Origin of the sequence: Sphingobium xanthum, from assembly GCF_019737615.1 — a bacterium.
In the GTDB taxonomy this organism is placed as follows: Bacteria; Pseudomonadota; Alphaproteobacteria; order Sphingomonadales; family Sphingomonadaceae; genus Sphingobium; species Sphingobium xanthum.
In genome coordinates this window covers 194,184-217,199 of sequence record NZ_JAHKKS010000004.1, presented here as the reverse complement: position 1 = coordinate 217,199, position 23,016 = coordinate 194,184, and the positions used below count along the sequence as shown (strand labels likewise).

The window sequence follows — 23,016 nt, the reverse complement described above, 5'->3', positions numbered from 1 at the left end:
AAGCCGCTTCACTCTGCCGCCTCCAATGCCGGCACGCCGCCGCCGCGCTTGGCCGCGATGCGACGTTCGATCTCGGGACGGAAATGGCGAATGAGGCCCTGGATCGGCCAGGCGGCCGCGTCGCCGAGGGCGCAGATGGTGTGGCCTTCGACCTGCTTCGTCACTTCGAACAGCATATCGATCTCGCCCGGATCGGCGTCGCCCGTGACGAGCCGTTCCATCACGCGCCACATCCAGCCCGTGCCTTCGCGGCAAGGCGTACACTGGCCGCAGCTCTCATGCTTGTAGAAATAGCTGAGACGCGCGATCGCGCGGACGATATCGGTCGATTTGTCCATGACGATGACCGCCGCCGTACCGAGACCGGAACCGACTGCGCGACAACCGTCGAAATCCATCGGCATGTCGAAACATTGCGACGCCGGCACCAGCGGCACCGAGGAACCGCCGGGGATCACTGCCAGAAGATTGTCCCATCCGCCGCGAATGCCGCCCGCATGACGCTCGATCAGTTCGCGGAACGGGATCGACATGCTCTCCTCGACCACGCAGGGCCGGTTCACATGGCCGCTGATCTGGAAGAGCTTGGTGCCCCGATTATTCTCGCGGCCGAAGCCGGCGAACCACGCAGCGCCACGACGCAGGATAGTCGGCGCGACGGCGATGCTCTCGACATTGTTGACCGTGGTCGGGCAGCCATAAAGGCCGGCGCCGGCCGGGAATGGCGGCTTGAGGCGCGGCTGGCCCTTCTTGCCTTCGAGGCTCTCGATCATCGCGGTCTCTTCGCCGCAGATATAGGCGCCGGCGCCACGATGGACGAAGACGTCGAAGTCGTAGCCTGACTTGCAGGCATTCTTGCCGATCAGGCCCGCGTCATAAGCTTCCTTGACGGCCGCCTCGAGCACCTTGGCTTCGTAGATATATTCGCCGCGAATGTAGATGTAGGCCGCGCGTGCCCGCATCGCATAGCCGGCGACCAGCGCACCTTCGATCAGCTTGTGCGGATCGTGGCGGATGATCTCGCGGTCCTTGCAGGAGCCGGGCTCGGATTCGTCGGCATTGATGACGAGGAAGCTCGGGCGCCCGTCCCGGCTTTCCTTGGGCATGAAGCTCCACTTCATGCCGGTCGGGAAGCCAGCGCCGCCGCGGCCGCGCAGGCCCGACGCCTTGATCACTTCGATGATCGCGTCCTGGCCCAGCTCCAGCAGCTTCTTTGTCTTGTCCCAGTCGCCGCGCTTTTCGGCCGCCTTCAGGTTCCACGGCTGATAGCCGTAGACGTTCGTGAAGATGCGGTCCTTGTCCTCAAGCGGGCCGACGAACGGCGGCGGAGGCGGTGGCGCGTCAGGCGCTTGCGTGGCCATTACCATTCCCCCCGATAATCGTGATTGCCGGCAACCATCGCGGCGAGATTGGTCGGTTCGCCAAGCGGCTCCACCGTATGACGGCCCGGCTCCTGCGTGCCGACCTTGGGCTGGCGACCGGCAGCGAGCTCGTCGAGGATGAAATCGAGCCGCTCGGGCGTCAGATCCTCGTAATTGTCGTCGTTGATCTGCACCATCGGCGCGGACGAGCAATTGCCCATGCATTCGACTTCGGTGAGCGTGAACAGCCCGTCCTTGGTCGTCGCGCCCTTCTTGAGGCCGCGCTTGTAGCAGGCGTCAAGAATGTCGTCCGAGCCGCGCAACATGCAGGGCGTCGTGCCGCAGACCTGCACATGGAAGCGGCCGACCGGCGCCATGTTGTACATGGTGTAGAAGGTGACGACCTCATAGGCGCGCATGAACGGCATATCGAGCAGGTTGGCGACATATTCGATCACCGGGACCGGTAGCCAGCCCTGCGTGTTCGTCTCCGCGCCGACCTGGCGCTGCGCCACATCGAGCAGGCCCATGACGGCGCTCGCCTGACGGCCCTCGGGATAATGCGAGATCAGTTCCTTCGCCCGCGCCATATTGGCATCGGTGAAAGCGAAACCGCCCCACTGCGCGCGAACTTCCGCCTCGTCTGGAATTTGCGGTGCGTCGGCCATTAACGGATGAACTCCACGCGCGACACCTTGTCGCCCTCGAACGAATAGATGGACATGACCTCGAACTTGTCGCCATCGCGCGCGCGCGCGACCTTCTCGTGCAGGACGACGGTTTCGCCCAGGCACCAGCTGCCGATGATCTCGGCCCGGTTCTGCGGGAATTGGGCGAACATGGCCTTGAGCCCGGCGCGCGTGCCTTCCTTGCCCTCACGCACGACCGCACCGCGATAGCCCGCCTCGCAGGCATCTTCGGTCATGTAGGTGACGTAGGCGTCGGCGTCCTGCGCGTTATAGACCTCGATCATGCGCGTTGCGATCGCGATGCGCTCGTCGGCGGAGAGTTTGACGTCGGCGCTCACCGGTCACACTCCCCAAACACGATATCCATCGCGCCGAGAACGGCGGTGGTGTCGGCGAGCATATGGCCCTTCATCATGAAGTCCATCGCCTGGAGGTGCGAGAACGCCGTCGGGCGGATCTTGCAGCGATAGGGCTTGTTGGAGCCGTCGCTCACCAGATAGACGCCGAACTCGCCCTTGGGGCTCTCGGTCGCCACATAGACCTCGCCCTCGGGCACGTGGAAGCCCTCGGTATAGAGCTTGAAGTGGTGGATGAGCGCTTCCATCGACTGCTTCATCTCGCCGCGCTTGGGCGGGACGACCTTGCGATCGAGGCTGGCGATCGGGCCTTCCGGCATTTCGCTCAGGCACTGCTTCATGATCCGCGCGGACTGGCGCACTTCCTCGACGCGCACCATGAAGCGGTCATAGCAGTCATAGTTCGTGCCGACGGGGACGTCGAACTCCATGCGGTCATAGACGTCGTAGGGCTGCGCCTTGCGGATATCCCAGGGGATACCGGAGCCGCGCAGCATCGGGCCGGAGAAGCCCCAGCGCAGCGCATCTTCCTTGGAACAGACCGCGATATCGACATTGCGTTGCTTGAAGATGCGGTTGTCGGCAACCAGGCTGATCGCATCCTCGAACAAGGTCGGCATGCGCTTGTCGAGCCAGTCGCCGATATCGGTCAGCAGCTTGAGCGGGACATCCTGATGAACGCCGCCGGGCCGGAAATATGCCGAGTGCATCCGCGCGCCCGAGGCCCGCTCGAAGAAATTGAGGCAATCCTCGCGGATCTCGAACATCCACAGGTTCGGCGTCATGGCGCCGACGTCCATCACGTGGCTGCCGAGGTTCAGCATGTGATTGCAGATGCGGGTCAGTTCGGCGAAGAACACGCGCAGATACTGGGCGCGGATCGGAACCTCGAGGTTCAGCAGCTTCTCGATCGCCAGCACATAGCTGTGCTCCATGCCGAGCGGCGAGCAATAATCGAGGCGATCGAAATACGGCAGCGCCTGCAAATAAGTCTTGTATTCGATCAGCTTCTCGGTGCCGCGATGCAGCAGACCGACATGCGGATCGCAGCGCTCTACGATCTCGCCGTCCAGTTCCATGACGAGGCGCAGCACGCCATGCGCGGCCGGATGCTGCGGGCCGAAGTTGATCGTGTAGTTCTGGATCGCGGTGTCGCCATATTCCGGGTCGGCGGCGTCCGTGATGTGATCCAGCTTGTCGATATAGTCGGCCATCAGGCTTCACCTTCCGCCGCTTTGGGCTTGCGCGTGCGCTTCGGCTTCTCGCCGGCCGGCGCGACGGTTTCGGCGTCGCCCTTCTTGGCGCGACTGCGCTTGGCGGCCTGCGTGCTGGCAGGCTCCCCTGCCCCGGTCTGCGACGGCTTCTCGGTCGTCTTGGGCGTGCTCACCGGCGGAGAGGCAGGCGGTGGCGGAGGCGGAGGTGGCGGCGGGCTCGGCGCACCGGGCGCCTGGCCCTGCACCTTCTCGTCGCCCGGCAGCACATATTGCGCGCCTTCCCACGGGCTCATGAAATCGAAGCTGCGGAAATCCTGCGCCAGCTTCACCGGCTCATAGACGACGCGCTTCTGCTCTTCCGAGTAGCGCAGCTCGACATAGCCGGTCAGCGGGAAGTCCTTGCGGAACGGATGGCCCTTGAAGCCATAGTCGGTGAGGATGCGGCGCAGGTCCGTGTTGCCCGCGAACAGCACGCCGTACATGTCGAACACTTCGCGCTCGAGCCAGCCCGCGACCGGCCAGAGATGCGTCACGGTCGGCACCGCATTGTCCTCGTCCGTGCGCACCTTGACGCGCAGGCGATGGTTCCTGGTCACCGAGAGCAGATGGTAGCAGACCTCGAAACGCTCAGCGCGCTCGGGATAGTCGACCCCGGCGATCTCCATGAGCTGCTGATAAGCGAACTGATCGCGCAGCAGCTGCATGACGCCGGCCAGCGCCTCGCGCGCGACGCCGACGCTCAGTTCGCCATGCTGATCCTTGACCGCATAGACGGCATCGCCAAGCGCCGCCTTGATGGCGTCTGCGAGACCCTCGATGGGCTTGATCTTCGGGGCTGGGCTAAGCTCGCTCACCGCTCGATCGTCCCCACCCGGCGGATCTTCCGCTGAAGCTGCATGATGCCATAGAGCAGGGCTTCCGCAGTCGGCGGGCAGCCCGGCACGTAGATGTCGACCGGCACGATCCGGTCGCAGCCGCGCACGACGCTGTAGCTGTAATGATAATAGCCGCCGCCATTGGCGCAGCTACCCATTGAGATGACGTATTTCGGCTCCGACATCTGGTCGTAAACCTTGCGGAGCGCCGGGGCCATCTTGTTGCAGAGCGTGCCGGCGACGATCATCACGTCGCTCTGGCGCGGAGACGCGCGCGGCGCGGCACCGAAGCGCTCCATGTCGTAGCGCGGCATGTTGACGTGGATCATCTCGACCGCGCAGCACGCGAGGCCGAAGGTCATCCACCAAAGCGAGCCGGTGCGCGCCCAGGTGAACAGGTCCTCGGTCGACGTGACGAGAAAGCCCTTGTCGCTGACTTCGCTGGACAGCGCCTTGAAGAATTCCGGATCGGGCTGGGTTGCGGGCGGGACGCCGATCAGCGGCGCGCCGAGCGTGCCCGGCCGTTCAAGCTCTACTCCCAATCGAGGGCTCCCTTCTTCCAGGCATAGATGAGGCCGAGGACCAGCTCGAAGATGAAGATCATCATCGTGGTCCACCCAGCCCAACCGATCTCGCCGAGGCTCACCGACCAGGGGAACAGGAACGCGGCTTCGAGATCGAAAATGATGAAGAGGATCGCGACCAGATAGAAGCGCACGTCGAACTGGCTGCGCGGGTCCTCGAAGGCGGGAAATCCGCACTCATACTCGCTGAGTTTCTCAGGATCCGGCTTGTGCGAACCGGTCAGGCGACCGACCAGCATCGGCAGGAACACGAAGGCGCTCGAAAGGCCCAATGCGACTGCCAGAAACAGCAGGATCGGGAGATATTGCGACAGATCGACCACGTGAGTCCCCTCGGCCAAATCGGCCCCTTTCGCGGGGCTTTAGGACTGCTGCACCTGCGAGGCAAGCCTAACCCACTCTGAGAATGATTCGCAAAAGTCGGCGTCCCGGCGCTATTGCACGACGGACATCGCGGCTGCGAAAAATGCACTCCTCCCATCTAAAAATATGGTGCGCGCTATTGCAAATGCCTCGCAACAGCTGTACTTCCCCCTTATGTACGTCTGCATCTGCAATGCCATCAAGGAAGAGGACCTGCGGGAGGTCGCCCGTCACGGCGTCACCGATCCGGAGGCTGCTTATGCCGTTCTGGGCAAAGCGCCGCAATGCAGGGTCTGTCTCGATCATGCCGAGGATGTGATCTGCGAGGAGCGCGCGCGGTGCGCGGGCCGCTGTCCCGCTCGCAGTCTGACGCTGCCCGGCGGCGGCTCCTTCGCCACTGCCTGACATTCGCTCGTCATATTCTGCGCATCATTGGCAATAGCCGCGCTTTCCTGCGCGTTTGCGAGCCAATATCGATTTTCGATGCGAGACGTTCGCGCGTGAATATGCGCGTTTGCGGTGCTACAAGCCCGTCATTCCAAGCACAGCCGGAGCAAAGCCATGAAGGGCGACGAAAAGGTCATCGAATTCCTCAACACAGCCCTCAAGAATGAGCTGACCGCAATCAATCAGTATTTCCTGCACTATCGGCTTCTTAATCACTGGGGTATCTCGAAGCTCGCCAAGTTCGAGTATGAGGAGTCCATTGAGGAGATGAAGCACGCCGACAAGCTAGCGGAGCGCATTCTCTTTCTCGACGGCTTGCCGAACTTCCAGCTTCTGGGACGCTTGCGCATCGGCTCCACGGTCGAGGAAATCCTCAAGGCCGATCTCGAGACCGAATGGGAAGCGATCCCGCTGCTCAAGGATGCCATCGCGCATTGCGAGAGCGTCCGCGACTATGTGAGCCGCGACCTGTTCCAGCACATCCTCGACAATGAGGAAGAGCATGTCGACACGATCGAGACCCAATTCGAGATGATCGAGCGCATGGGGCTGCAGAACTATATCCAGCTCAACAGTGAGGCTGTGGAAGGCTGACGTCGCCTACCCGCGCTTTACCGGGAATCAGAAACGCAGGCCCCATTGGGAGCCGGCGTATTTTCTTGGCGCCTCCGCTCAGGCGAACTGCACGGCAAGCTTGCGGCGACGCATCACGGCACCGGCAGCGCCGAGACCGGCGAGCATCATCGCCCAGGTCGATGCCTCGGGCACCGCAGGAGCAGCACCCAGCGAGACATTCTCGAGATAGCCGCCGACGCCATCCGATGTGCCGATCGCCCGGAAAGCAAGCGTGCCCGCGGCCGCCAGCGAGAAGTCCAGGCTGTACTGCGTCCACACGGTGTTGCCGGCGCCCGGCCCGGTAATCGAGAAGATTGACAAGCCATCGACCAAGACCTCGATGCCGTTGCTGCCAGCTCCGACGCCCGGTCGCGGCGAATAATAGAAGCTGAGCGTATAGTCGCCCGCATCGATCGCGCGCTGCATCGTCGTGTTGTTGAAGCTGTCCAGTTCGACCAGATTTTCACCGGAAAGCGGTGCGCCGGCGACAGCGTTGTACTGAATTTCGATGCCGCTGCCGGCGACAGCAGTCCAGCCTTCATAGCTGGCCACGACCGTGAAGCCGGGGCCGGCACCGAAATCGGTGCTGTCCCAATCGTTGAAGAAGGTCGTCAGCGCATTGGCTGGCGAAGCGGCAATAAAGCTGCCGGCCAGCAGAGCGCTTAGAATGAGTGATTTCGATCGGTTGCCCATTACATCCTCCCACGGAATGAATAATCGCGACGACCAATGCCCGCTAGGCGGGTTCTGATCTTGGTTTACAAGGGATTTGCGGTGTGAGGAAGTGAGCAGAACGGAACCCGCCGCCCAAAACGTCCGCTTGAGCGTGTCCAGCCACGAGTATCTCGATTGACGTAGCGTCAGCGCACCGGGAGCGGCATCGCTCTCACCGCCGTGGCGCGGGGCTTTTCGCCTTGCTTGACGACTCCACCCTCCCCCCAGACTTCCCATTGACTGTCGGCGACGTAGAGCAGGCGACCGCCGGTCGCAGTCGCAAGCGTCGGTTCGCCCCAGGCTGGATTGGCCCGCTCCATCACCTCGACACTATCGACCCGACTTTCATCCTCGTTGAGCGTGATGCGGATGATCCGACGCGGGCTGGTGCCGTTCTGGATGGCGATCAGCCATTGATCGTAGCGCAGCAGGCCGTCGATACCGTCCAACATCGCCGCGTCGCGCATTTCGAGCCATCGCGGTTCGCCGGTCGCGAGATCGACGCGCGCGAGACCGCCCACATAGTCTGCGACGATCAGGCTTTTGCCGTCCCGGCTTAGCACCATGCCCTGCGGACTAGTCAGCGGCCCTTCCGGAACCAGGGTCTCCAGCGTCGGGCAACCCGGCGGGCAGCGGTAGATCGCGCCTTTGAGGCCGTCGCTCACATAGACCGTGCCGTCCTGGCCGATCGCGACATCGCCCGGGCTGCCCTGCGCACCGGCCGGCATGAACTTGACGTCGATCAGTTCGAGCGTGTCCGCGTCCATCTCCAGCAGGCCCGGAGAAATGGCGCTCTTGTCCGCCACCTGATCGACCACGCCGCTCGCGATCCACAGGCGTCGCCGGCCCGGATCCACCTTCATACCGAACAGGCCGCCAATGCCTTCCGGCATTTCGTAGGGCTGCCAGCCCAGCCCTTCGCTCACCAGCAGATCCCCATCGACCACCGTGCCCGCGAACAGCCGACCCGTCGCCGGATCATGGGCAAGGCCTTCGACGAGGCGGTGCTCGACCGGAACGTGCGCGAAGACGGTGCTCGCCGACAGGGGCTGCGCATTTTCGGCGAAGCGCTGCTTGAGGCCATCCATCTGAGACGTCGAGAAGAAGGGCGCGACGCGCGCCTGACTCGCTTCCGTCAGGCCCGCGCCCATGATGGCAAGCAGTTCGGTCGCGGCGACGACATTCGCCGCGTCGTTCTGCTCGATCGCTTTCGCGATGCGCTCACGGGTCTGGCCGGAGCTCATGCCCGGCGGGGCCGGCTCAGGCCCTTGCGCGAGCGCAGGCGCAGGCGCAGGCGCAGCAAGCAGGATCAGCGCGAACAGGCCGATCCCGCGCCGCATCCGTCAGGCGTTTCGCAGGGAGCCGGCCAGCAGCTTGTGCAGCTTGCTGTGCAGCGCGTCGTTCGCGGCTAGGATCTCGCGCCGCTCGACCGGCTCCGAGCCGCCACGGAAGTCGGTCACGAAGCCACCTGCTTCGCGGACCAGCAGGATGCCCGCCTGCACATCCCAAGGCGACAGACCGGTCTCCCAGAAGCCGTCGTAACGCCCGGAGGCGACCCAGGCGAGATCGAGCGCGGCGGCGCCGAAGCGGCGGACGCCGGCGACGGCGGGCGCGATCGCGCCGAAGATGCGGCTGAACTGCGCCATTTCGCCATGGCCGTGATAGGGATAGCCGGTCGCGACGAGCGCCTCGGTCAGATCACGGCGGCCCGAAACGCGCAGGCGCTGGTCATGACGCCAGGCGCCGCGCGATTTCTCCGCCCAGTAGCTCTCGTCGGTGATCGGCTGATAGATGAGGCCGGTCGTCACCTCGCCCCAGCCCTTGCCGCTGCGATGCGGCTCCTGCACCGCGATCGAAATGGCGAAATGGGGGACGCCGTGCAGGAAGTTGGTGGTGCCATCGAGCGGATCGATCACCCAGCGCGGCTTCATCGGGTCGCCCTCGATCTCGCCGCCTTCTTCGAGCAGGAAGCCCCAATCGGGCCGCGCCTTGCGCAGCTCGGTGACCAGCGTGTCCTCCGCCTTCTTGTCGGCGACCGAGACGAAATCGGCAGGGCCCTTGCGGCTTACCTGCAGATGCTGGACTTCGCCGAAATCGCGACGAAGCTGCGGCGCCACCTTGCGAGCGGCGCGCTCGATCACGGTCAGCAAGCCTGAGTGGGATACCATATCTGTCTCTCTTCTGCCTCGCCGGAGCGGGGACCTTACTTCTTTGGCGCCGCGCCCTTCGGCATCATCTCGGCCCGGAAGCCGCACACGGCGGCCATGGCGCCCAGGACGACGTCAGGCTTGTTCTTGTCGAGCTTGCGCGCTGCGATCGCCTTGTCCGTCCCCTCGGTGATCTTGCTGAAGGGATTGGAATAGAGGCAGACGAACAGCACGTTCTTGACCGGTTGCGGCACCTTGTCGGACTGCAGCGCGCTCATCACGACGCGGAAATTGTTGGCTGCGCGCTGCATCTGCGCCTGGCTCGGCGGCTTGGGCGCTGCCGGCTTCTTCGCCTGCGCGTGAAGCGCACCGGGCGAGAAAACGAGAGTCGTCAGGGCGAGTGCCAGGACCAGGCGAGGACGGGTCATCAGTCGGCCCGCTTCACATATTCGCGCTCGTAAACATCGACGACGATGCGTGTGCCGCTGACGATGTGAGGCGGCACCATGACGCGCACGCCATTGTCGAGGATGGCGGGCTTGTAGCTGGCCGAGGCCGTCTGGCCCTTCACCACCGCATCAGCCTCGACCACGGTCGCTTCGACCGTCTCGGGCAGCTGCACGCTGATCGGGCGTTCGTCATACATTTCGAGCGTGACCATCATGCCATCAGCGAGAAAGGCCGCCGCATCACCGACCAGATCGGTCGGCAGGTTGATCTGCTCGTAGGTCTCCGTATCCATGAAGACGAGCATGTCGCCCTCGGCATAAAGATACTGGAAATCCTTGGTATCGAGACGGATACGCTCGACGGTCTCGGCGGAGCGGAAGCGGACATTGTTCTTGCGTCCGTCGATCAGGTTCTTCAGCTCGACCTGCATATAGGCGCCGCCCTTGCCGGGCTGGGTGTGCTGAATCTTGACCGCGCGCCAGAGCCCGCCTTCATATTCGATATTGTTGCCGGGACGGATGTCCACGCCGCTGATCTTCATGGTCGCGCCTGTCTGTCTCTGGATGATTGGAAAGAGCCGTCGCGCCCTCTAGCGATGTTGGCCGGAATCGGCAAGCGCCGCGCGACCGTGCGCTTGCCTCATGTCGCCCTGCCGCTTAGCACGCTATGAACGACATGAAGGAGAGAGCATGGCCCGCACCCCGCAGGAAGACGCCAATGTCCAGCTCGTGCTGGACCTGTTCAACAAGGTGCTGATCCCCATGGACAAGACCCTCGTCGATACGTTCATTGCCGAGGATTATCTCCAACACAGCTCGCTGGCCGAGCCGGGCCGCGAACCGCTGAAGGCCTGGCTCGACTTCGTGCGCAAGGAAACGCCGCAGGCGACGCAGAAGATTTACCGCGTGTTCGCCGAGGACGATCATGTCGTCACGCACCAGCATGTCACCCGCTGGCCGGGCGATCCGGGCTTCGCGGTCTGCGATATCTTCCGGATCGAGGGCGGGAAGATCGTCGAGCATTGGGACGTGTTGCAGGAGATACCGGAGAAGCCGGTCAATCCCAATTCCATGTTCGAAAACGGGGTTTGAAGGGCATTAAACTTTCGTGAATGGCGGACTTTTGTGCGTTTTCAGGAAGAAGGCCCTCTCGCACTCTATTTATATATCAATGACTTAGAGAGATAACTTCTCCATGTTCGCGCGTGTGAGCCATGGAGTATGCGCAAAAGTCCGTTCGCGGCCGCGGAAGGCCGTGAAAAACGATAGCGATGTCGGACGATGAGAAGCAGCCGGGGCCGGACGCTGCCATTCAAAGATCAGGCGTCACGAGTGAACGCTGCCATGATGATGGGGCTGTAGGAAAGCGTAGATTTGGAGCGGGCACCGTCTACGCGACCAATCTGTTCTCCTGCGAAAGCAGGAGTCCAAGGCGCAACCGACGAACTAGCCGCCCTGGGCTCCTGCCTGCGCAGGAGCACTGTCTCATCTTGAATGGGATGCGATCAAAGCCGCGCGTTGAGCGCCGCGATGCCGCTGGTAAGACCCTCGTAGAGCCGGCCTTCGCGAAATTCCGGCAGCATCACCTCGTTGATGATCTGCTGGCAGACCTCATCGGTCAGTATCTTGTCGAGCCCCTCGCCCACCGCGATGCGGACGAGCTGCTCATTGGGCGCGAGCAGGATCACAATGCCATCATCGCGGCGGTCGTCGCCAATGCCCCATCGATTGCCGAGGTCGCGCGCATAGCCGGCAATGTCGCGCCCGCCGAGCGTCGGTACCGTCGCGACGACGATCTGGGCCTTGGTGCGCACCTGGATGCGGGTCAGATCACGATCCAGCGAGATGCGCTGGCTGGCGACGAGAATGTCGGCGGCATCGGTGACACGGCCGACATAGGCGACCTTGCTGGGCGCCACAGTGCGCGCTGGCACCCGCGCGTCGGCAGCAGCGACCGGCGCAAGAGCAAAGCCGATCACGACAGCCAGACGAAGCACGGTCGTCATTGCAGCACCCGCGCAAATGCGGCGACGCCTGCGCCCGGCCCTTTCGGATGATTCCAGACCGCATTGCTGACCGCGAGGAAATCCGCGCCTGCCTCGACCAGCGGCCGGGCATTGTCCGCCGTGATCCCGCCGATCGCGACGCAGGGCAATTCGAACACGGTCGACCACCAGCTCAGGATACCGGCCTCGGGCCGATGCTCTGTTTCCTTGGTCGTGGTCGGGAAGAAAGCGCCGAACGCGACATAGTCCGCGCCCGCCTCGCCTGCTTCCATGGCCAGATGGCGGCTCGCATGACAGGTCACGCCGATCTGCACCGAGGGGCCGAGAATGCGACGTGCCTCGGCCGGGTCGCCATCGCCCTGCCCCAGATGGACGCCGTCCGCGCCAAGCCGCTTGGCAAGCGCGATACTGTCGTTGACGATGAAGGCGACCTCGCGCTGTGCGCACAGCGCCTGAAGCGGCCCCGCCAGACGCGCAATCTCATCCTCGCTCTGGCCCTTGAGCCGGAGCTGGAACGCGGCGATCGGGCCACCATCCAGTGCCGCCGCAAGTTGATCCACGAAGGTCTCGTCGATCGACGCCGGCGATATCAGATAGAGCTGGCACGGCGGCCGATTGAGATCCCTCTCGAACCGACGACCGAAATCGGGATCCAGCGAAAGCGCGTCTTCGTCGTCAGTCATTCCGGCGCGCCATAGTTCAGGTGCGGCGGAAACGAAAGCCCCCCACAATCAGCCGGCGGCGGCGGAGCCCGACAAGGCCGCCTCGATCGCCGCGATAAGCTCCGGATCGTCAGGCACGGTGCGCGGCGAGAAGCGCTTCACGACATGGCCATCGCGGCTGATAAGGAACTTCTCGAAGTTCCAGGAGATTTCGGCATCCGGGTTGTCCGATTCGGCGATCAGCTCGGCATAGAGCGGGTGCTTGTCCTCGCCTTTGACCGTGATCTTCTCGAACATCGGGAAATCGACACCGAAATTGGTGGTGCAGAAGGTCGCGATCTCTTCATTGGAACCCGGCTCCTGCCCGGCAAAATCATTGGCAGGGAAGCCCAGCACGACCAGCCCATCATCCTTGTAGTCCCGATAGAGCTTTTCGAGCCCTTCATACTGCGGCGTGAGGCCGCATTGGGAGGCGACATTGACGACCAGCAGCGCCTTGCCGGCATAGTCGCCGAGCGAGGCGTCATCGCCCTTGATGGTCTTTACCGGAATGTCGGCGAGTGCGGTCATGAAGGTCTCTCCTTGGCAGAACAGTCATCCAGCTGATCCGAACCTAATGCTGAGATGGCGCATTGTCATTGCGCCGGATGATGATCCATGATGGTCCAGAAGAGAAAGTCCCAAGCCCCGAGGAGAGTTCCATGTCCTTCAAGCCGACCATCTATCTCAAGGACAAATGCCCGTTCTGCTTCAAGGTCCGCGTCGCGATCATCGAGACGGGCCTTGGCGACGATGTGATCGTGAAGAACTTCGTGCCGGGCGACGATCAGGAAGCCGGGTTTCGCGAGACGCTGGCGCCGAAGTTGGAGAAGGTGAGCTTCCCGGCGGCGGAGATCGAACCGGGGCTGTTCATCGCGGATTCGGACGGGATCGTGGCGGCGCTGGCCGCGCGGGCAGGCAAGACACCGGAAGACCTGCCGGTACTCGGCCACTATCTGCGGGGGCCGTTCGCCTCGATGATGAACCTCTACAAGGAGAATGGCGAACTCAAGAAGCAGCTTGCCTGAACTCGACTGCCGTCATTCCCGCCGACGCAGGAATGACGGCGGTGTATGATCGCTGACCCGCCTCGCCTCAATCAAAAGGTGGCAGGCGTTTGCCAGCAAGCTCGACCTTCATATCTTTGGCGATGGCCATCGCATCCGGGTCGTTGGGTTGCTGCGACAGTTCAGCGATGCGCGCTTTGAGCGCTGCCTTCCGCTCCTTCGCAGGATGGTCGGCAATCACGACATATTCCCGCACCGCCTTCACCCACAGCGCATCGTCGGACGGCACGTCCTCCGCATCGCGGGAAAATGAGCTGCGATATGGCTTCAGCGTACCGTCGGTATCGCGCCGCGGGAACAGGACAAGCTTCATCCCCTTGGAGAAGATGTAACGGACACATCCGCCGGTCAGGGCATCAGGATTGACCCTGCGCAGTTCACGAGGATCGCTTTTTCGCGCCGGCCAACCGCCATGGCTATCGCGCCAGGCACGAAGGACCGAGACGTCATTCGTCGCGGGCAGCTGTTCATCCGGACCGAGATAGGCGCGGCTCAATTCGATCATGCCCGGCAGCGTGGCGCCCTTGATCAGGAAGGTCGGGCGCACCAGCACGACACCGTTCCAGCTGTCCCCCGCCTTTCTTTCGTCCTCGACGGTCGCGACCACGATCGTGTCCGCCAGTGCCGTGAGTTCCAGATTTGTGGGAACCTTGTATCCCGGCGCCATCGAACAGGCTTGGACGGCTGTCTCGGTGATCAACAAAAAGGGCAGCGCAATGAGCGCTGCCCTCTGTGAAAGAGCGGTAAGCCTGATGGGCATCAGGCCGTTACGCCGCGACCTTGTCGGTCGAGGCTTCGAAGATCTCGTCGATCGCGCCGCCGAGCGAGACGTTGAACTCGTCGTCGCTCATCTGGTGGCGCAGATCGTTGAGCAGCGCGCGGCTGAAGCTGGCGATCATGCCGCGGTTCTTGGCGAGCTCGGCGCAGGCTTCGGGACGCGCGAAGCCGCCCGAGAGTGCGACGACGCGCAGCACCTTGGGGTGATCGACCAGCGCATCGAACAGGCCGGCCTTGGCGGGGATCGAGAGCTTCAGCATGACCTGCTGGCCGGCGGGCAGCGCGTCCAGTTCCTTGAGGATTTCCTCCAGCAGGATCTGGTCGGCCTCGGCACGCTCGGGACTCTTGATGTTCACTTCCGGCTCGATGATCGGCATCAGGCCGTGCGCGAGCACCTCCTTGCCCACTTCGAACTGCTGCTTGACGACGGCGGCGATGCCCTCGCGATTGGCGAGGTTGATGACCGAGCGCTCCTTGGTGCCGAACACGCCGAGGCCCTTGGCGCGGGTGAGCAGGGCGGAAAGCTCCGGCATCGGCTTCATGAGCTGAACGCCGTTGGCCTCGTCCTCAAGGCCCTTGTCGATCTTGATGAAGGGTACGACACCGCGATCGAGCAACGCAGTCGGAGTCGCCTTGCCATCGACCTGACCGTCCATCGTCTTCTCAAACAGGATCGCGCCCAACACCTTGTCGCCCGTGAAGACCGGAGAGGTGATGATGCGGCTGCGCATCTGGTGGATGAGCGCGAACATCTCGTCGTCGCCCGAATAGGCGCTTTCCTCGATGCCATAGCCCTTCAGGGCCTTGGGGGTCGAGCCGCCGCTCTGGTCGAGCGCGGCAATGAAGCCGTTACCCTCGGCGATCTTGGCGGTCATGTCGGAGTGCTGCATCATTCCATCCCTGTCTGTTGAACCCACGAACGGCGCCGGAGCGCGCAGGCCTGCCTCTTCACCGTTCGGTGCGAAAATTGCAAGCCGGTCAACCATGTTCGCGGCACCGGTCAGCGTGCCCATCTTGTCATTCCCACGAGTGCAGGAAAGACGAGGTGAGATGAGGACTTACTTGCCGATCAACGCTGCGACGCCGGGCAGTTCCTTGCCTTCCATCCATTCGAGGAACGCGCCGCCGGCCGTCGAAACGAACGAGAAATCGTCCGCGACGCCGGCATGATTGAGCGCGGCCACCGTGTCGCCGCCACCGGCGACCGAGACCAGCGAGCCTTCGGCGGTCAGCGCGGCAGCCGTCCTGGCGAGCGCGACCGTGGCGGTGTCGAACGGGGCCAGCTCGAACGCGCCGAGCGGGCCGTTCCAGACGAGCGTCTTGCAGGTCTTGAGTACGTCGCCGAGCGCTTCGACGGCGGCGGGGCCGACATCGAGGATCCTCTCGTCCGCCGCGACCTCGTTGACGTTGCAGACGCGGTAGCTGGCGGGATTGGCGGCGAATTCCTTCGCGACGGCGACGTCGTAAGGCAGGTGGATCGTGCAGCCGGCGGCCTCCGCCTTGTCGAAAATCTCGTTTGCGGTGTCGACCAGATCATGCTCGCAGAGCGACTTGCCGACATCGACACCGCGCGCGGCGAGGAAGGTGTTGGCCATGCCGCCGCCGATAATCAGATGATCGACCTGCGCGACCAGATTTTCGAGCACGGCGAGCTTGGTCGAGACTTTGGCGCCGCCGACGACGGCCGCGACCGGCTTCTGAGGATTGCCAAGCGCGGCTTCGAGCGCGTCCAGCTCCTTCTCCATCGAGCGGCCGGCGAAGGACGGCAGGCGATGGGCGAGCCCTTCCGTCGAGCTGTGCGCGCGGTGGGCGGCCGAGAAGGCATCGTTCACGTAGAAATCGCCGAGCGCGGCCATGGCGTCGGAGAGCGTCGGATCGTTCTTTTCCTCGCCTGCATGAAAGCGGGTGTTTTCGAGAATGGCGATGTCGCCGCCGCGCATCACGGCGATGCCGTCCGCTGCCGCCTCACCCTGGCAATCGGGGATGAACTGGACCTGGCGACCGAGCACCTGGGAAAGACCGCGCGTCACGAGGCTGAGCGACAGGTCCGGCGACTTCTGGCCCTTTGGACGACCGAAATGGGCGAGGACAAGCACCTTGGCGCCCTTGTCCGCCAGCTCCAGGATCGTCGGGACAGCGGCGCGCAGGCGCGTATCATCGCTGACCGAGCCTTCCTGCATCGGGACGTTCAGATCCTCACGGACCAGCACGGCCTTGCCGGCGATATTGCCCATATCGTCGAGCGTCTTGAAGGGTTTGCCCACGTCTCTTGTCTCCCATCATGGCTCGGGCCGAGCGTGTCGAAACATGCCCGGCCCGAAAAATCTCAGCCTCGCAAGGCCCGTCAGATCAGGCCGGCGACGACCTTGCTGGTGTCGATCATGCGGTTCGAGAAACCCCATTCATTGTCGTACCAGCTCAGCACGCGGACCAGCTTGCCGTCGATGACCGCGGTCTCGAGGCTGTCGACGGTCGAGCTGCGCGGATCGCCATTATAGTCGATCGACACCAGCGGCTCGTCCGAATAGCCGAGCACGCCCTTGAGCGGACCGGCCTCGGACGCCGCCTTGAGCAGGCCGTTGACCTCGTCGATCGTGGTGGCGCGCTTGGCAATGAACTTGAGATCGACGACCGAGACGTTCGGGGTCGGCACGCGGACCGAGGAACCGTCCAGCTTGCCCTTGAGCTCCGGCAGAACCTCGCCCACGGCGCGGGCGGCGCCCGTCGTGGTCGGGATCATCGAGAGCGCAGCAGCACGGGCGCGACGCATATCCTTGTGGATCTGGTCCAGCGTGTTCTGGTCGTTGGTGTAGCTGTGGATCGTCGTCATGAAGCCGCTCTCGATGCCGACGGCATCGTGCAGCACCTTGGCGAGCGGTGCGAGGCAGTTGGTCGTGCAGCTCGCGTTCGAGATGACGATGTCGTCAGCCGTCAGCGTCTCGTGGTTCACGCCGAACACGATCGTCTTGTCGACGCCGGTCGCGGGGGCCGAGATGACGACGCGCTTGGCGCCGGCAGTGAGGTGCGCGCTGGCTTTCGCCTTGTCGGCGAAGATGCCGGTGCATTCGAGCGCGATTTCGACGCCCAGAGCGGCATGCGGCAGGTTCGCGGGATCGCGCTCGGCCGTCACCTTGATCTTCTTGCCGTCGATGATGAGCGAGTCGCCCTCGACCGAGACGTCGCCCTTCCAGTTGCCATGGACGCTGTCGCGCTTGAACAGCAGGGCGTTGGACTTGGCGTCGCCGAGATCGTTGATCGCCACCAGCTCGAAGTCATGATCGGTGCGCTCGAGAAGAGCGCGCGCGACGAGGCGGCCGATCCGCCCGAAGCCGTTAATTGCTACCTTGATGGCCATGATTGATCTCCTTGCCTGGTGTCAGTTGAGAGCCGCGACGATTCGCGATGCGACCGTTTGGGCGTTCAATCCAAAATGATCGTAAATGGCCTGGGCGGGTGCCGAGAGACCATAGCTGTCGATGCCGAGGTTGAGGCCGTCGCTGCCGGTGATGGTCGACCAACCGAACGTCGTGCCGGCCTCGATCGAGACGCGCAGCGCGCCTGCGGGCAGGACGGACGCGCGATAGGCATCGTCCTGAGCGAGAAAGCGCGACATGCTGGGCATGGACACAACATTGGCGGCGATGCCCTGCGCTTCAAGCAGCTTGGCGGCTTCGACAGCGATTTCGACCTCGGAACCGGTGGCGACCAGCACAGCCTTGGGCGCCGATGCGCTCTTGACCAACGTATAGCCGCCTTTGGCCGAGCGGTTTTCCGAGGCATCGTCGCGCAGCTGCGGCAGATTCTGGCGGCTGAGCGCCAGAACTGACGGCGTCGCGGCGTTTTGCAGCGCGAGTTCCCAGCATTCCGCCGTCTCGATCGTGTCGGCCGGACGAAAGACTTCGAGATTGGGGATCATGCGCATCGACATGACATGCTCGATCGGCTGATGCGTCGGGCCGTCTTCGCCAAGGCCGATGCTGTCATGCGTCAGCACGTAGATGACGCGCTGGCGCTGCAGCGCCGACATGCGGATGGCGTTGCGGGCATAATCCGAGAACACCAGGAAGGTGCCGCCATAGGGAATGACGCCGCCATGCAGGGCAAGGCCATTCATCGCCGCCGACATGCCGAACTCGCGAATGCCGTAATAGACATAGCGGCCCGAATAATCGGCCGGACTGAACGCAACCTTCTGGTCCTTGGACTGAGTCAGGTTCGAGCCGGTGAGATCCGCCGAGCCGCCGAACATCTCGGGAAGCTGCACGTTGATCGCGTCGAGGGCCATTTCGCTCGCCTTGCGTGTCGCGACCTTCCTGGGCTCGGCGATCAGGCTGTCGAGATAGGGCTTGAGCGAATAGGAGGACGGCAGCGCGCCGGCCACGCGGCGTTCGAATTCGGCCTTTTGTGAATTGCTTGCGAGCCGATCCTGCCAATCGGCATGAGCCTGCTTGCTGCCCTTGCCGATCTCCAGCCAGGCGGCCTTGACGTCATCGGGCAGTTCGAAGGGCGGCAAATCCCAGCCCAGGGCTTCGCGCGTGGCGGCAATCTCGTCCTTGCCGAGCGGAGCGCCGTGGACCTTGTGCGAACCGGCCATATTGGGCGCGCCCTGGCCGATCTTCGTGCGGCAGGCGACGAGCGAGGGACGCGGATCAACCGCTGCTTCGCTCAAAGCACGGCGCACATCGGCGAAGTCATGACCGTCGCAGGACGTGACATGCCAGCCCGTCGCGGCATAGCGCGCCATAACATCCTCGCTGGAGGACAGGCTGACCGCGCCGTCGATGGTGATCTTGTTGTCGTCCCACAGGACATTGAGGCGGCCGAGGCCGAGATGACCGGCCAGGCCGATCGCCTCGTGATTGACGCCTTCCATGAGGCAGCCGTCGCCCGCGATCACCCAGGTGCGATGATCGACCAAATCGTCACCGAAGGTCGCGTTAAGGTGACGCTCGGCCATCGCCATGCCGACCGCCATGGCCAGACCCTGGCCGAGCGGACCGGTGGTCGCCTCGACGCCGGGAAGCTCGAAATTCTCGGGATGGCCGGCGCACGGGCTGCCCATCTGGCGGAAATTGGCGATGTCCGCCATCGTCGGCTCATGATAGCCGGTGAGGTGCAGCAGCGCGTAGATCAGCATCGAGCCATGGCCGGCGGACAGGACGAAGCGATCACGATCGGCCCATTTCGGTGCCTCCGGATCGAACTTCAGATAATCCTTGAACAGCACCGTCGCGACATCGGCCATGCCCATCGGCATACCGGGATGACCACTGTTCGCGGCCTGCACCGCGTCCATCGCCAGCACACGGATGGTGTCGGCAAGCCGCTTCTCGGTGACAGCCATGGGCGAAGGCCCCTTTCTTCTTGTCGGCCCCCAGGGGCATTCGTCGGTGCGATCAAGGACCGGGCGGGGTCGATGAGCGACGTCAAAGCGCGCCACCCCACAAAGGCAGCGAGTCGTCGCGCGGCTTCAATGTCGATTCGAGTCGCGAGCGTCAACCTGTGGGGGAGATCAGGCTTGCTGATATCAAGTTGTGCCCGCGTCGCTACAGCAGGGAAGAAAGCGCCCGGAACGGGCTTTTGCAATCTCCAACGAGCATGTTAAGGGTTCCGCCATGGCAAGCGATGCGATGATGCAGGCAATCGGACGACTGGAGCGAGCGCTCACGCGCGCCGAGACATTAGCGAGGCAAGTCGCGGAGGAACATGGCAAAGCTCTGGAGGCCCAGCTCGCCAATGGCGAGGCGGCCGATGATGCCGGTTCCGTCGAGATCGATCCCTTCTCACGCGACAAGGCGATTGCGGCCCTCAAGTCGCTCGATGCGCTGATCGGCGACCTTCAGAAAGCGCGGAGCGAAGCCTGATGGCCGAAGTGAAAATCATGGTGGGCGGCAGGCAATATGCGGTGCATTGCCGCGACGGCGAGGAAGCGCGACTGCATCAGCTGGCCGGTATGATGTCCGACCGGGTCAACATGGTGAAGAACGGCAGCCCTGGCCTGACAGAGGTGCGTCAGCTGCTGTTCGCCGGCCTGCTGCTCGCCGATACGGTCTCAGACCAGCCCGCCGTCAAGCCCGCAGCGGAAGCGGCTCCAGCACCCGCTCCTGCCCCAACGCCGCCCGAGCCGATCGATGAAAGCGACACGCTGGCCGCGCTGGCCCGCCTCGCCGAAAGGATCGAGGCGCTGGGCGACAGCCTTGCGGCTCAGCTCGCCAACGCCTAGATAGACCAGGACGGGTACTGCCCGGTGCGAGCTTTAGCGAACATCCCTGAGGCGATAATACATCCTAGGGGGCTGTCTCTGGCCGGACTCTGGTCCGCGTTACATGGTCCCCACCTGACGTTGAGGCGTCAGAGGATTTTCCAGCAAACGGCCATGGTGGTCCCGTCACTTTTCCCTCTCTCCCCGGCCGGGATTGTCAAGCGATGAACAACGAACGCGCCGCCCTGCGCACTGAGCTGCTGGCGAAGCGCTCGGCTTTCGTCGCCGGCCTGCCCAATTCCGTGCGCAGCCTGGCATTCCGTGTGCTGCCCAATCCCGTCCTCGAGCAGATCCCGCCGGGATCGCGCATTTCCTGCTATCTCTCCATGGATTCGGAAGCGCCGACCGAGAATCTCCTCGAGTTCCTCCATGAGCGTGGCTTCAAGCTGTGCCTGCCGCGGCTCGGCAGGAGCATCAAGGAAGACATGGAATTCGCCGACTGGGCGCCGGGCGATATTCTCGTGCCGGGCCAGATGCGCATTCCGCAGCCCGCGCCGCAGGCCGAGACCGTGATGCCCGACGTCTGCCTAACGCCGATGGTCGGCTTCGACAGGCGCCTCAATCGCATCGGCCATGGCGCCGGCTATTATGACCGCGCTTTCGCCAAGCTGCCGCATGCGCTGCGCATCGGCATCGCATGGAGTTGCCAGATGGTCGATGCCTTGCCCGTCGAGCCCTGGGACGTGCCGCTGCACATGGTGGTGACCGAGCAGCAGATCCTCTCGCGGGACGACGCATGATCGGCGTCCCTCCCCCGCCGAGCTGGCGCAAGCCCGCCGGCGTGCTCGCGATTCTGGCGATCATTGCGATCTGGGCGGCGATCATCGGCAGCTTCTCGGTCGTCATCGGCACCTGGCCGCAGCCCGTTCAACTGGCCGTCTATGTGGTGGCGGGGATCGTCTGGATCTTCCCGATGCGGCCGCTGCTCGTCTGGATGGAGACCGGGCGCTTCCGCGCGCCGAAATAATCTCACAGACTGCAGAATACGCATAATCGGGCCGGTTCCCCCATCGGGGAAACGTTCGACAACTTCTCTCGATTTTCTGGAAAATGGCGCGAGTGACGGGGCTCGAACCCGCGACCTCCGGCGTGACAGGCCGGCACTCTAACCAACTGAGCTACACCCGCGCTTGGTCGAGGAGGGGGCTGGTATAAGAGGGGGATGCCCCTGTCAACACCCTGTCACGAAGTCTCGTCATATTCGCCGGGCGGCTCATGCAATGTGCTGGTGAGCGTCCCGGCTTCGAACAGGAATCCCGCGATATCCGGCTTGCCGGCAGCCGCCAGCACGGTCTGGATGATGATGAGGAGCGGCACGGCCAGCAGTGCGCCCGCCGTCCCCCACACCCATGTCCAGAAGCTCAGGGACACGAGAATCATCAGCGGACTCATCTTGAGCCGTTCGCCAAGGATGAGCGGCGTGACGATATTCGCCTCGATCAGATGCGCGACGATCATGATGACAGCCGGGAGCGACGCCCAGCCAACCGTATCGAAGCTCATCAGGCCGCCAAGCCCGAGCAGGATCGCCGCCACGATCGGCCCGAAATAGGGAATGAAGTTCAGCAGTGCGACGAAACCGCCCCACATGAACGGGGTCGGCATGCCGATGAGCATCAGCAGCAGCGCGACCGTCAGGCCGAGCAGGATGTTGATGAACGTGATCGTCAGCACATAGCGCGAGGTCGCATCGACGACATTCTGGATGACGCGCGCGATCGTGAGCGCGCCGGTGAAGCTGCCCCGGCCCCGGATCGTGCGACGGCGCAGGCGCGTCCAGCCCGAGAGGAAGAAGAAGATCACGAGCAGGCCGAACACGACATTGATGACCACGCTCGGCGCCGCGCTGGTCAGCATCTGGAGGATCGAGCCCGGCCGCGCGAACTCACCCGTCTCATTGCCCAGCGCCCGCGTCTCCGTGACCATGCGCAGCAGGCCATCGACGAAGCCCTGCGCCTGTGTGTAGAGATCGATCACCGGCGCGAGCGTCATCTTGATCTGGTTGATGCGGTCCGGCAGCTGGGCGATCCAGTCGGTCGCCGGGACGACGATCAGCACCAGCGCCGTATTGGCCACGAACAGAAACGCCGAAAGAGCGATCAGGGCGGCGAGCGGGGACGGAACGCGGCGACGCTCGAGCCATTCGAGCAGCGGCACGAGGCAGATGGCGATGACCAGAGCCGCCGTCAGCGGCAGGAAGAACTCGGCGCCGGCACGCAGGGCGAAGGGCAGCGCCAGCAGGAAGCCGGTACCCGTAAACAGCGCGATCGAGGCAGCCAGGCGATTGCGCTCCCAGGCCTCGCGATTGAACGCGCCGGGGCGGAATATGGGCCGGTCCTTCGTCACCTCTTCCTTCTGAAATATGTCCCGCAGCGGCATGATCTCTCGC

General features: G+C 63.6%; 29 protein-coding genes and 1 tRNA gene. 8 read left to right on the top strand and 22 right to left on the bottom strand.

All coding sequences use genetic code 11. From position 1 onward, the window contains the following. Positions 1-8: 8 nt before the first annotated feature. Genes nuoF through KM135_RS09450 form a run of 7 tightly spaced genes read right to left on the bottom strand, consistent with a single transcriptional unit; the run spans position 9 to position 5,402 of the window. The gene (gene nuoF / locus KM135_RS09480; protein ID WP_221713754.1) at positions 9-1,361 is read right to left on the bottom strand and encodes an NADH-quinone oxidoreductase subunit NuoF; all 1,353 of its coding nucleotides are present in this window, start codon (positions 1,359-1,361) and stop codon (positions 9-11) included. Next, entirely contained in the window at positions 1,361-2,029 is a 669-nt protein-coding gene (locus tag KM135_RS09475; RefSeq protein WP_221713753.1) for a complex I 24 kDa subunit family protein, read from the bottom strand. Before KM135_RS09475 ends, nuoF begins: the two co-directional genes overlap by 1 nt. Beyond that, positions 2,029-2,334, bottom strand: coding sequence for a nuclear transport factor 2 family protein (locus KM135_RS09470; RefSeq protein WP_221713841.1), 306 nt, complete (start codon positions 2,332-2,334; stop codon positions 2,029-2,031). Before KM135_RS09470 ends, KM135_RS09475 begins: the two co-directional genes overlap by 1 nt. Before the next feature lie 50 nt (positions 2,335-2,384). Then, entirely contained in the window at positions 2,385-3,620 is a 1,236-nt protein-coding gene (locus KM135_RS09465) for an NADH-quinone oxidoreductase subunit D (RefSeq protein WP_246605874.1), read from the bottom strand. Next, positions 3,620-4,474, bottom strand: coding sequence for an NADH-quinone oxidoreductase subunit C (locus KM135_RS09460; RefSeq protein ID WP_221713752.1), 855 nt, complete (start codon positions 4,472-4,474; stop codon positions 3,620-3,622). The genes KM135_RS09465 and KM135_RS09460 overlap by 1 nt, the downstream gene beginning before the upstream one ends. Further along, positions 4,471-4,995 (bottom strand): NuoB/complex I 20 kDa subunit family protein, encoded by a 525-nt coding sequence (locus tag KM135_RS09455; RefSeq protein ID WP_221713838.1) that lies wholly within the window; start codon positions 4,993-4,995, stop codon positions 4,471-4,473. The genes KM135_RS09460 and KM135_RS09455 overlap by 4 nt, the downstream gene beginning before the upstream one ends. A gap of 32 nt (positions 4,996-5,027) precedes the next feature. After that, positions 5,028-5,402: an NADH-quinone oxidoreductase subunit A gene (locus KM135_RS09450; RefSeq protein WP_221713839.1), complete on the bottom strand. Its 375-nt coding sequence runs from the start codon at positions 5,400-5,402 to the stop codon at positions 5,028-5,030. Between the two features lie 214 nt (positions 5,403-5,616). Here KM135_RS09450 and KM135_RS09445 point away from each other — a divergent pair, with 214 nt between their 5' ends. Next, positions 5,617-5,847: a (2Fe-2S)-binding protein gene (locus tag KM135_RS09445; RefSeq protein ID WP_221713751.1), complete on the top strand. Its 231-nt coding sequence runs from the start codon at positions 5,617-5,619 to the stop codon at positions 5,845-5,847. 156 nt (positions 5,848-6,003) lie between these two features. Next, positions 6,004-6,483, top strand: a complete 480-nt coding sequence (bfr, locus tag KM135_RS09440) for a bacterioferritin (RefSeq protein WP_221713750.1) — start codon at positions 6,004-6,006, stop codon at positions 6,481-6,483. A gap of 78 nt (positions 6,484-6,561) precedes the next feature. Here the strand turns inward: bfr and KM135_RS09435 are convergent, their stop codons facing one another. From KM135_RS09435 to efp, 5 genes are all read right to left on the bottom strand, one after another. Then, the gene (locus KM135_RS09435; protein ID WP_221713749.1) at positions 6,562-7,197 is read right to left on the bottom strand and encodes a PEPxxWA-CTERM sorting domain-containing protein; all 636 of its coding nucleotides are present in this window, start codon (positions 7,195-7,197) and stop codon (positions 6,562-6,564) included. A 167-nt stretch (positions 7,198-7,364) separates the two neighbouring features. Continuing rightward, complete coding sequence (locus KM135_RS09430; protein ID WP_221713748.1) at positions 7,365-8,558, bottom strand: SMP-30/gluconolactonase/LRE family protein; 1,194 nt, start codon at positions 8,556-8,558, stop codon at positions 7,365-7,367. 3 nt (positions 8,559-8,561) lie between these two features. Beyond that, positions 8,562-9,386, bottom strand: coding sequence for an inositol monophosphatase family protein (locus KM135_RS09425; protein ID WP_221713747.1), 825 nt, complete (start codon positions 9,384-9,386; stop codon positions 8,562-8,564). A 35-nt stretch (positions 9,387-9,421) separates the two neighbouring features. After that, the gene (locus KM135_RS09420; protein WP_221713746.1) at positions 9,422-9,793 is read right to left on the bottom strand and encodes a hypothetical protein; all 372 of its coding nucleotides are present in this window, start codon (positions 9,791-9,793) and stop codon (positions 9,422-9,424) included. Beyond that, positions 9,793-10,356: an elongation factor P gene (efp, locus tag KM135_RS09415; RefSeq protein WP_221713745.1), complete on the bottom strand. Its 564-nt coding sequence runs from the start codon at positions 10,354-10,356 to the stop codon at positions 9,793-9,795. The genes KM135_RS09420 and efp overlap by 1 nt, the downstream gene beginning before the upstream one ends. Before the next feature lie 148 nt (positions 10,357-10,504). On the opposite strand from efp, the gene KM135_RS09410 reads away from it, so the two are divergent. Next, positions 10,505-10,906: a nuclear transport factor 2 family protein gene (locus KM135_RS09410; protein ID WP_221713744.1), complete on the top strand. Its 402-nt coding sequence runs from the start codon at positions 10,505-10,507 to the stop codon at positions 10,904-10,906. A gap of 413 nt (positions 10,907-11,319) precedes the next feature. On the opposite strand, the gene KM135_RS09405 is transcribed toward KM135_RS09410, so the two are convergent. Genes KM135_RS09405 through KM135_RS09395 form a run of 3 tightly spaced genes read right to left on the bottom strand, consistent with a single transcriptional unit; the run spans position 11,320 to position 13,052 of the window. Further along, positions 11,320-11,820 (bottom strand): TPM domain-containing protein, encoded by a 501-nt coding sequence (locus KM135_RS09405; RefSeq protein WP_221713743.1) that lies wholly within the window; start codon positions 11,818-11,820, stop codon positions 11,320-11,322. Next, a complete protein-coding gene (gene thiE / locus KM135_RS09400) occupies positions 11,817-12,503 on the bottom strand; it encodes a thiamine phosphate synthase (RefSeq protein ID WP_221713742.1) in 687 nt (228 codons plus the stop codon). Before thiE ends, KM135_RS09405 begins: the two co-directional genes overlap by 4 nt. 48 nt (positions 12,504-12,551) lie before the next feature. Continuing rightward, positions 12,552-13,052 (bottom strand): glutathione peroxidase, encoded by a 501-nt coding sequence (locus KM135_RS09395; RefSeq protein WP_221713741.1) that lies wholly within the window; start codon positions 13,050-13,052, stop codon positions 12,552-12,554. A 131-nt stretch (positions 13,053-13,183) separates the two neighbouring features. Between KM135_RS09395 and KM135_RS09390 the strand changes: the two genes are divergently transcribed. Continuing rightward, entirely contained in the window at positions 13,184-13,549 is a 366-nt protein-coding gene (locus tag KM135_RS09390) for a glutathione S-transferase N-terminal domain-containing protein (RefSeq protein WP_221713740.1), read from the top strand. Between the two features lie 67 nt (positions 13,550-13,616). Here KM135_RS09390 and KM135_RS09385 read toward each other — a convergent pair whose 3' ends face one another. The 5 genes from KM135_RS09385 to tkt form a co-directional block, all read right to left on the bottom strand. Continuing rightward, the gene (locus KM135_RS09385) at positions 13,617-14,288 is read right to left on the bottom strand and encodes a hypothetical protein (RefSeq protein ID WP_221713739.1); all 672 of its coding nucleotides are present in this window, start codon (positions 14,286-14,288) and stop codon (positions 13,617-13,619) included. 67 nt (positions 14,289-14,355) lie between these two features. After that, on the bottom strand, positions 14,356-15,255 hold the full coding sequence (locus tag KM135_RS09380; RefSeq protein ID WP_221713837.1) for a fructose bisphosphate aldolase: 900 nt from the start codon (positions 15,253-15,255) through the stop codon (positions 14,356-14,358). Positions 15,256-15,423: 168 nt separating this feature from the next. After that, positions 15,424-16,629, bottom strand: coding sequence for a phosphoglycerate kinase (locus KM135_RS09375; protein ID WP_221713738.1), 1,206 nt, complete (start codon positions 16,627-16,629; stop codon positions 15,424-15,426). An 80-nt stretch (positions 16,630-16,709) separates the two neighbouring features. Further along, positions 16,710-17,720 carry a type I glyceraldehyde-3-phosphate dehydrogenase gene (gap, locus tag KM135_RS09370; protein ID WP_221713737.1) on the bottom strand — a complete coding sequence of 337 codons (1,011 nt, stop codon included), beginning with the start codon at positions 17,718-17,720 and terminating at the stop codon, positions 16,710-16,712. 21 nt (positions 17,721-17,741) lie between these two features. Then, positions 17,742-19,709 (bottom strand): transketolase, encoded by a 1,968-nt coding sequence (tkt, locus tag KM135_RS09365; protein ID WP_221713736.1) that lies wholly within the window; start codon positions 19,707-19,709, stop codon positions 17,742-17,744. A 271-nt stretch (positions 19,710-19,980) separates the two neighbouring features. Between tkt and KM135_RS09360 the strand changes: the two genes are divergently transcribed. From KM135_RS09360 to KM135_RS09345, 4 genes are all read left to right on the top strand, one after another. Then, on the top strand, positions 19,981-20,229 hold the full coding sequence (locus tag KM135_RS09360; RefSeq protein ID WP_221713735.1) for a hypothetical protein: 249 nt from the start codon (positions 19,981-19,983) through the stop codon (positions 20,227-20,229). Beyond that, on the top strand, positions 20,229-20,588 hold the full coding sequence (locus tag KM135_RS09355; protein WP_221713734.1) for a cell division protein ZapA: 360 nt from the start codon (positions 20,229-20,231) through the stop codon (positions 20,586-20,588). Before KM135_RS09360 ends, KM135_RS09355 begins: the two co-directional genes overlap by 1 nt. 203 nt (positions 20,589-20,791) lie before the next feature. Then, the gene (locus KM135_RS09350; RefSeq protein ID WP_221713733.1) at positions 20,792-21,367 is read left to right on the top strand and encodes a 5-formyltetrahydrofolate cyclo-ligase; all 576 of its coding nucleotides are present in this window, start codon (positions 20,792-20,794) and stop codon (positions 21,365-21,367) included. Continuing rightward, on the top strand, positions 21,364-21,594 hold the full coding sequence (locus KM135_RS09345) for a DUF2842 domain-containing protein (RefSeq protein ID WP_221713732.1): 231 nt from the start codon (positions 21,364-21,366) through the stop codon (positions 21,592-21,594). Before KM135_RS09350 ends, KM135_RS09345 begins: the two co-directional genes overlap by 4 nt. A gap of 84 nt (positions 21,595-21,678) precedes the next feature. On the opposite strand, the gene KM135_RS09340 is transcribed toward KM135_RS09345, so the two are convergent. Next, positions 21,679-21,755, bottom strand: a tRNA-Asp gene (locus KM135_RS09340). Between the two features lie 54 nt (positions 21,756-21,809). Beyond that, positions 21,810-23,006, bottom strand: coding sequence for an AI-2E family transporter (locus tag KM135_RS09335; protein ID WP_221713731.1), 1,197 nt, complete (start codon positions 23,004-23,006; stop codon positions 21,810-21,812). Positions 23,007-23,016 lie beyond the last annotated feature (10 nt).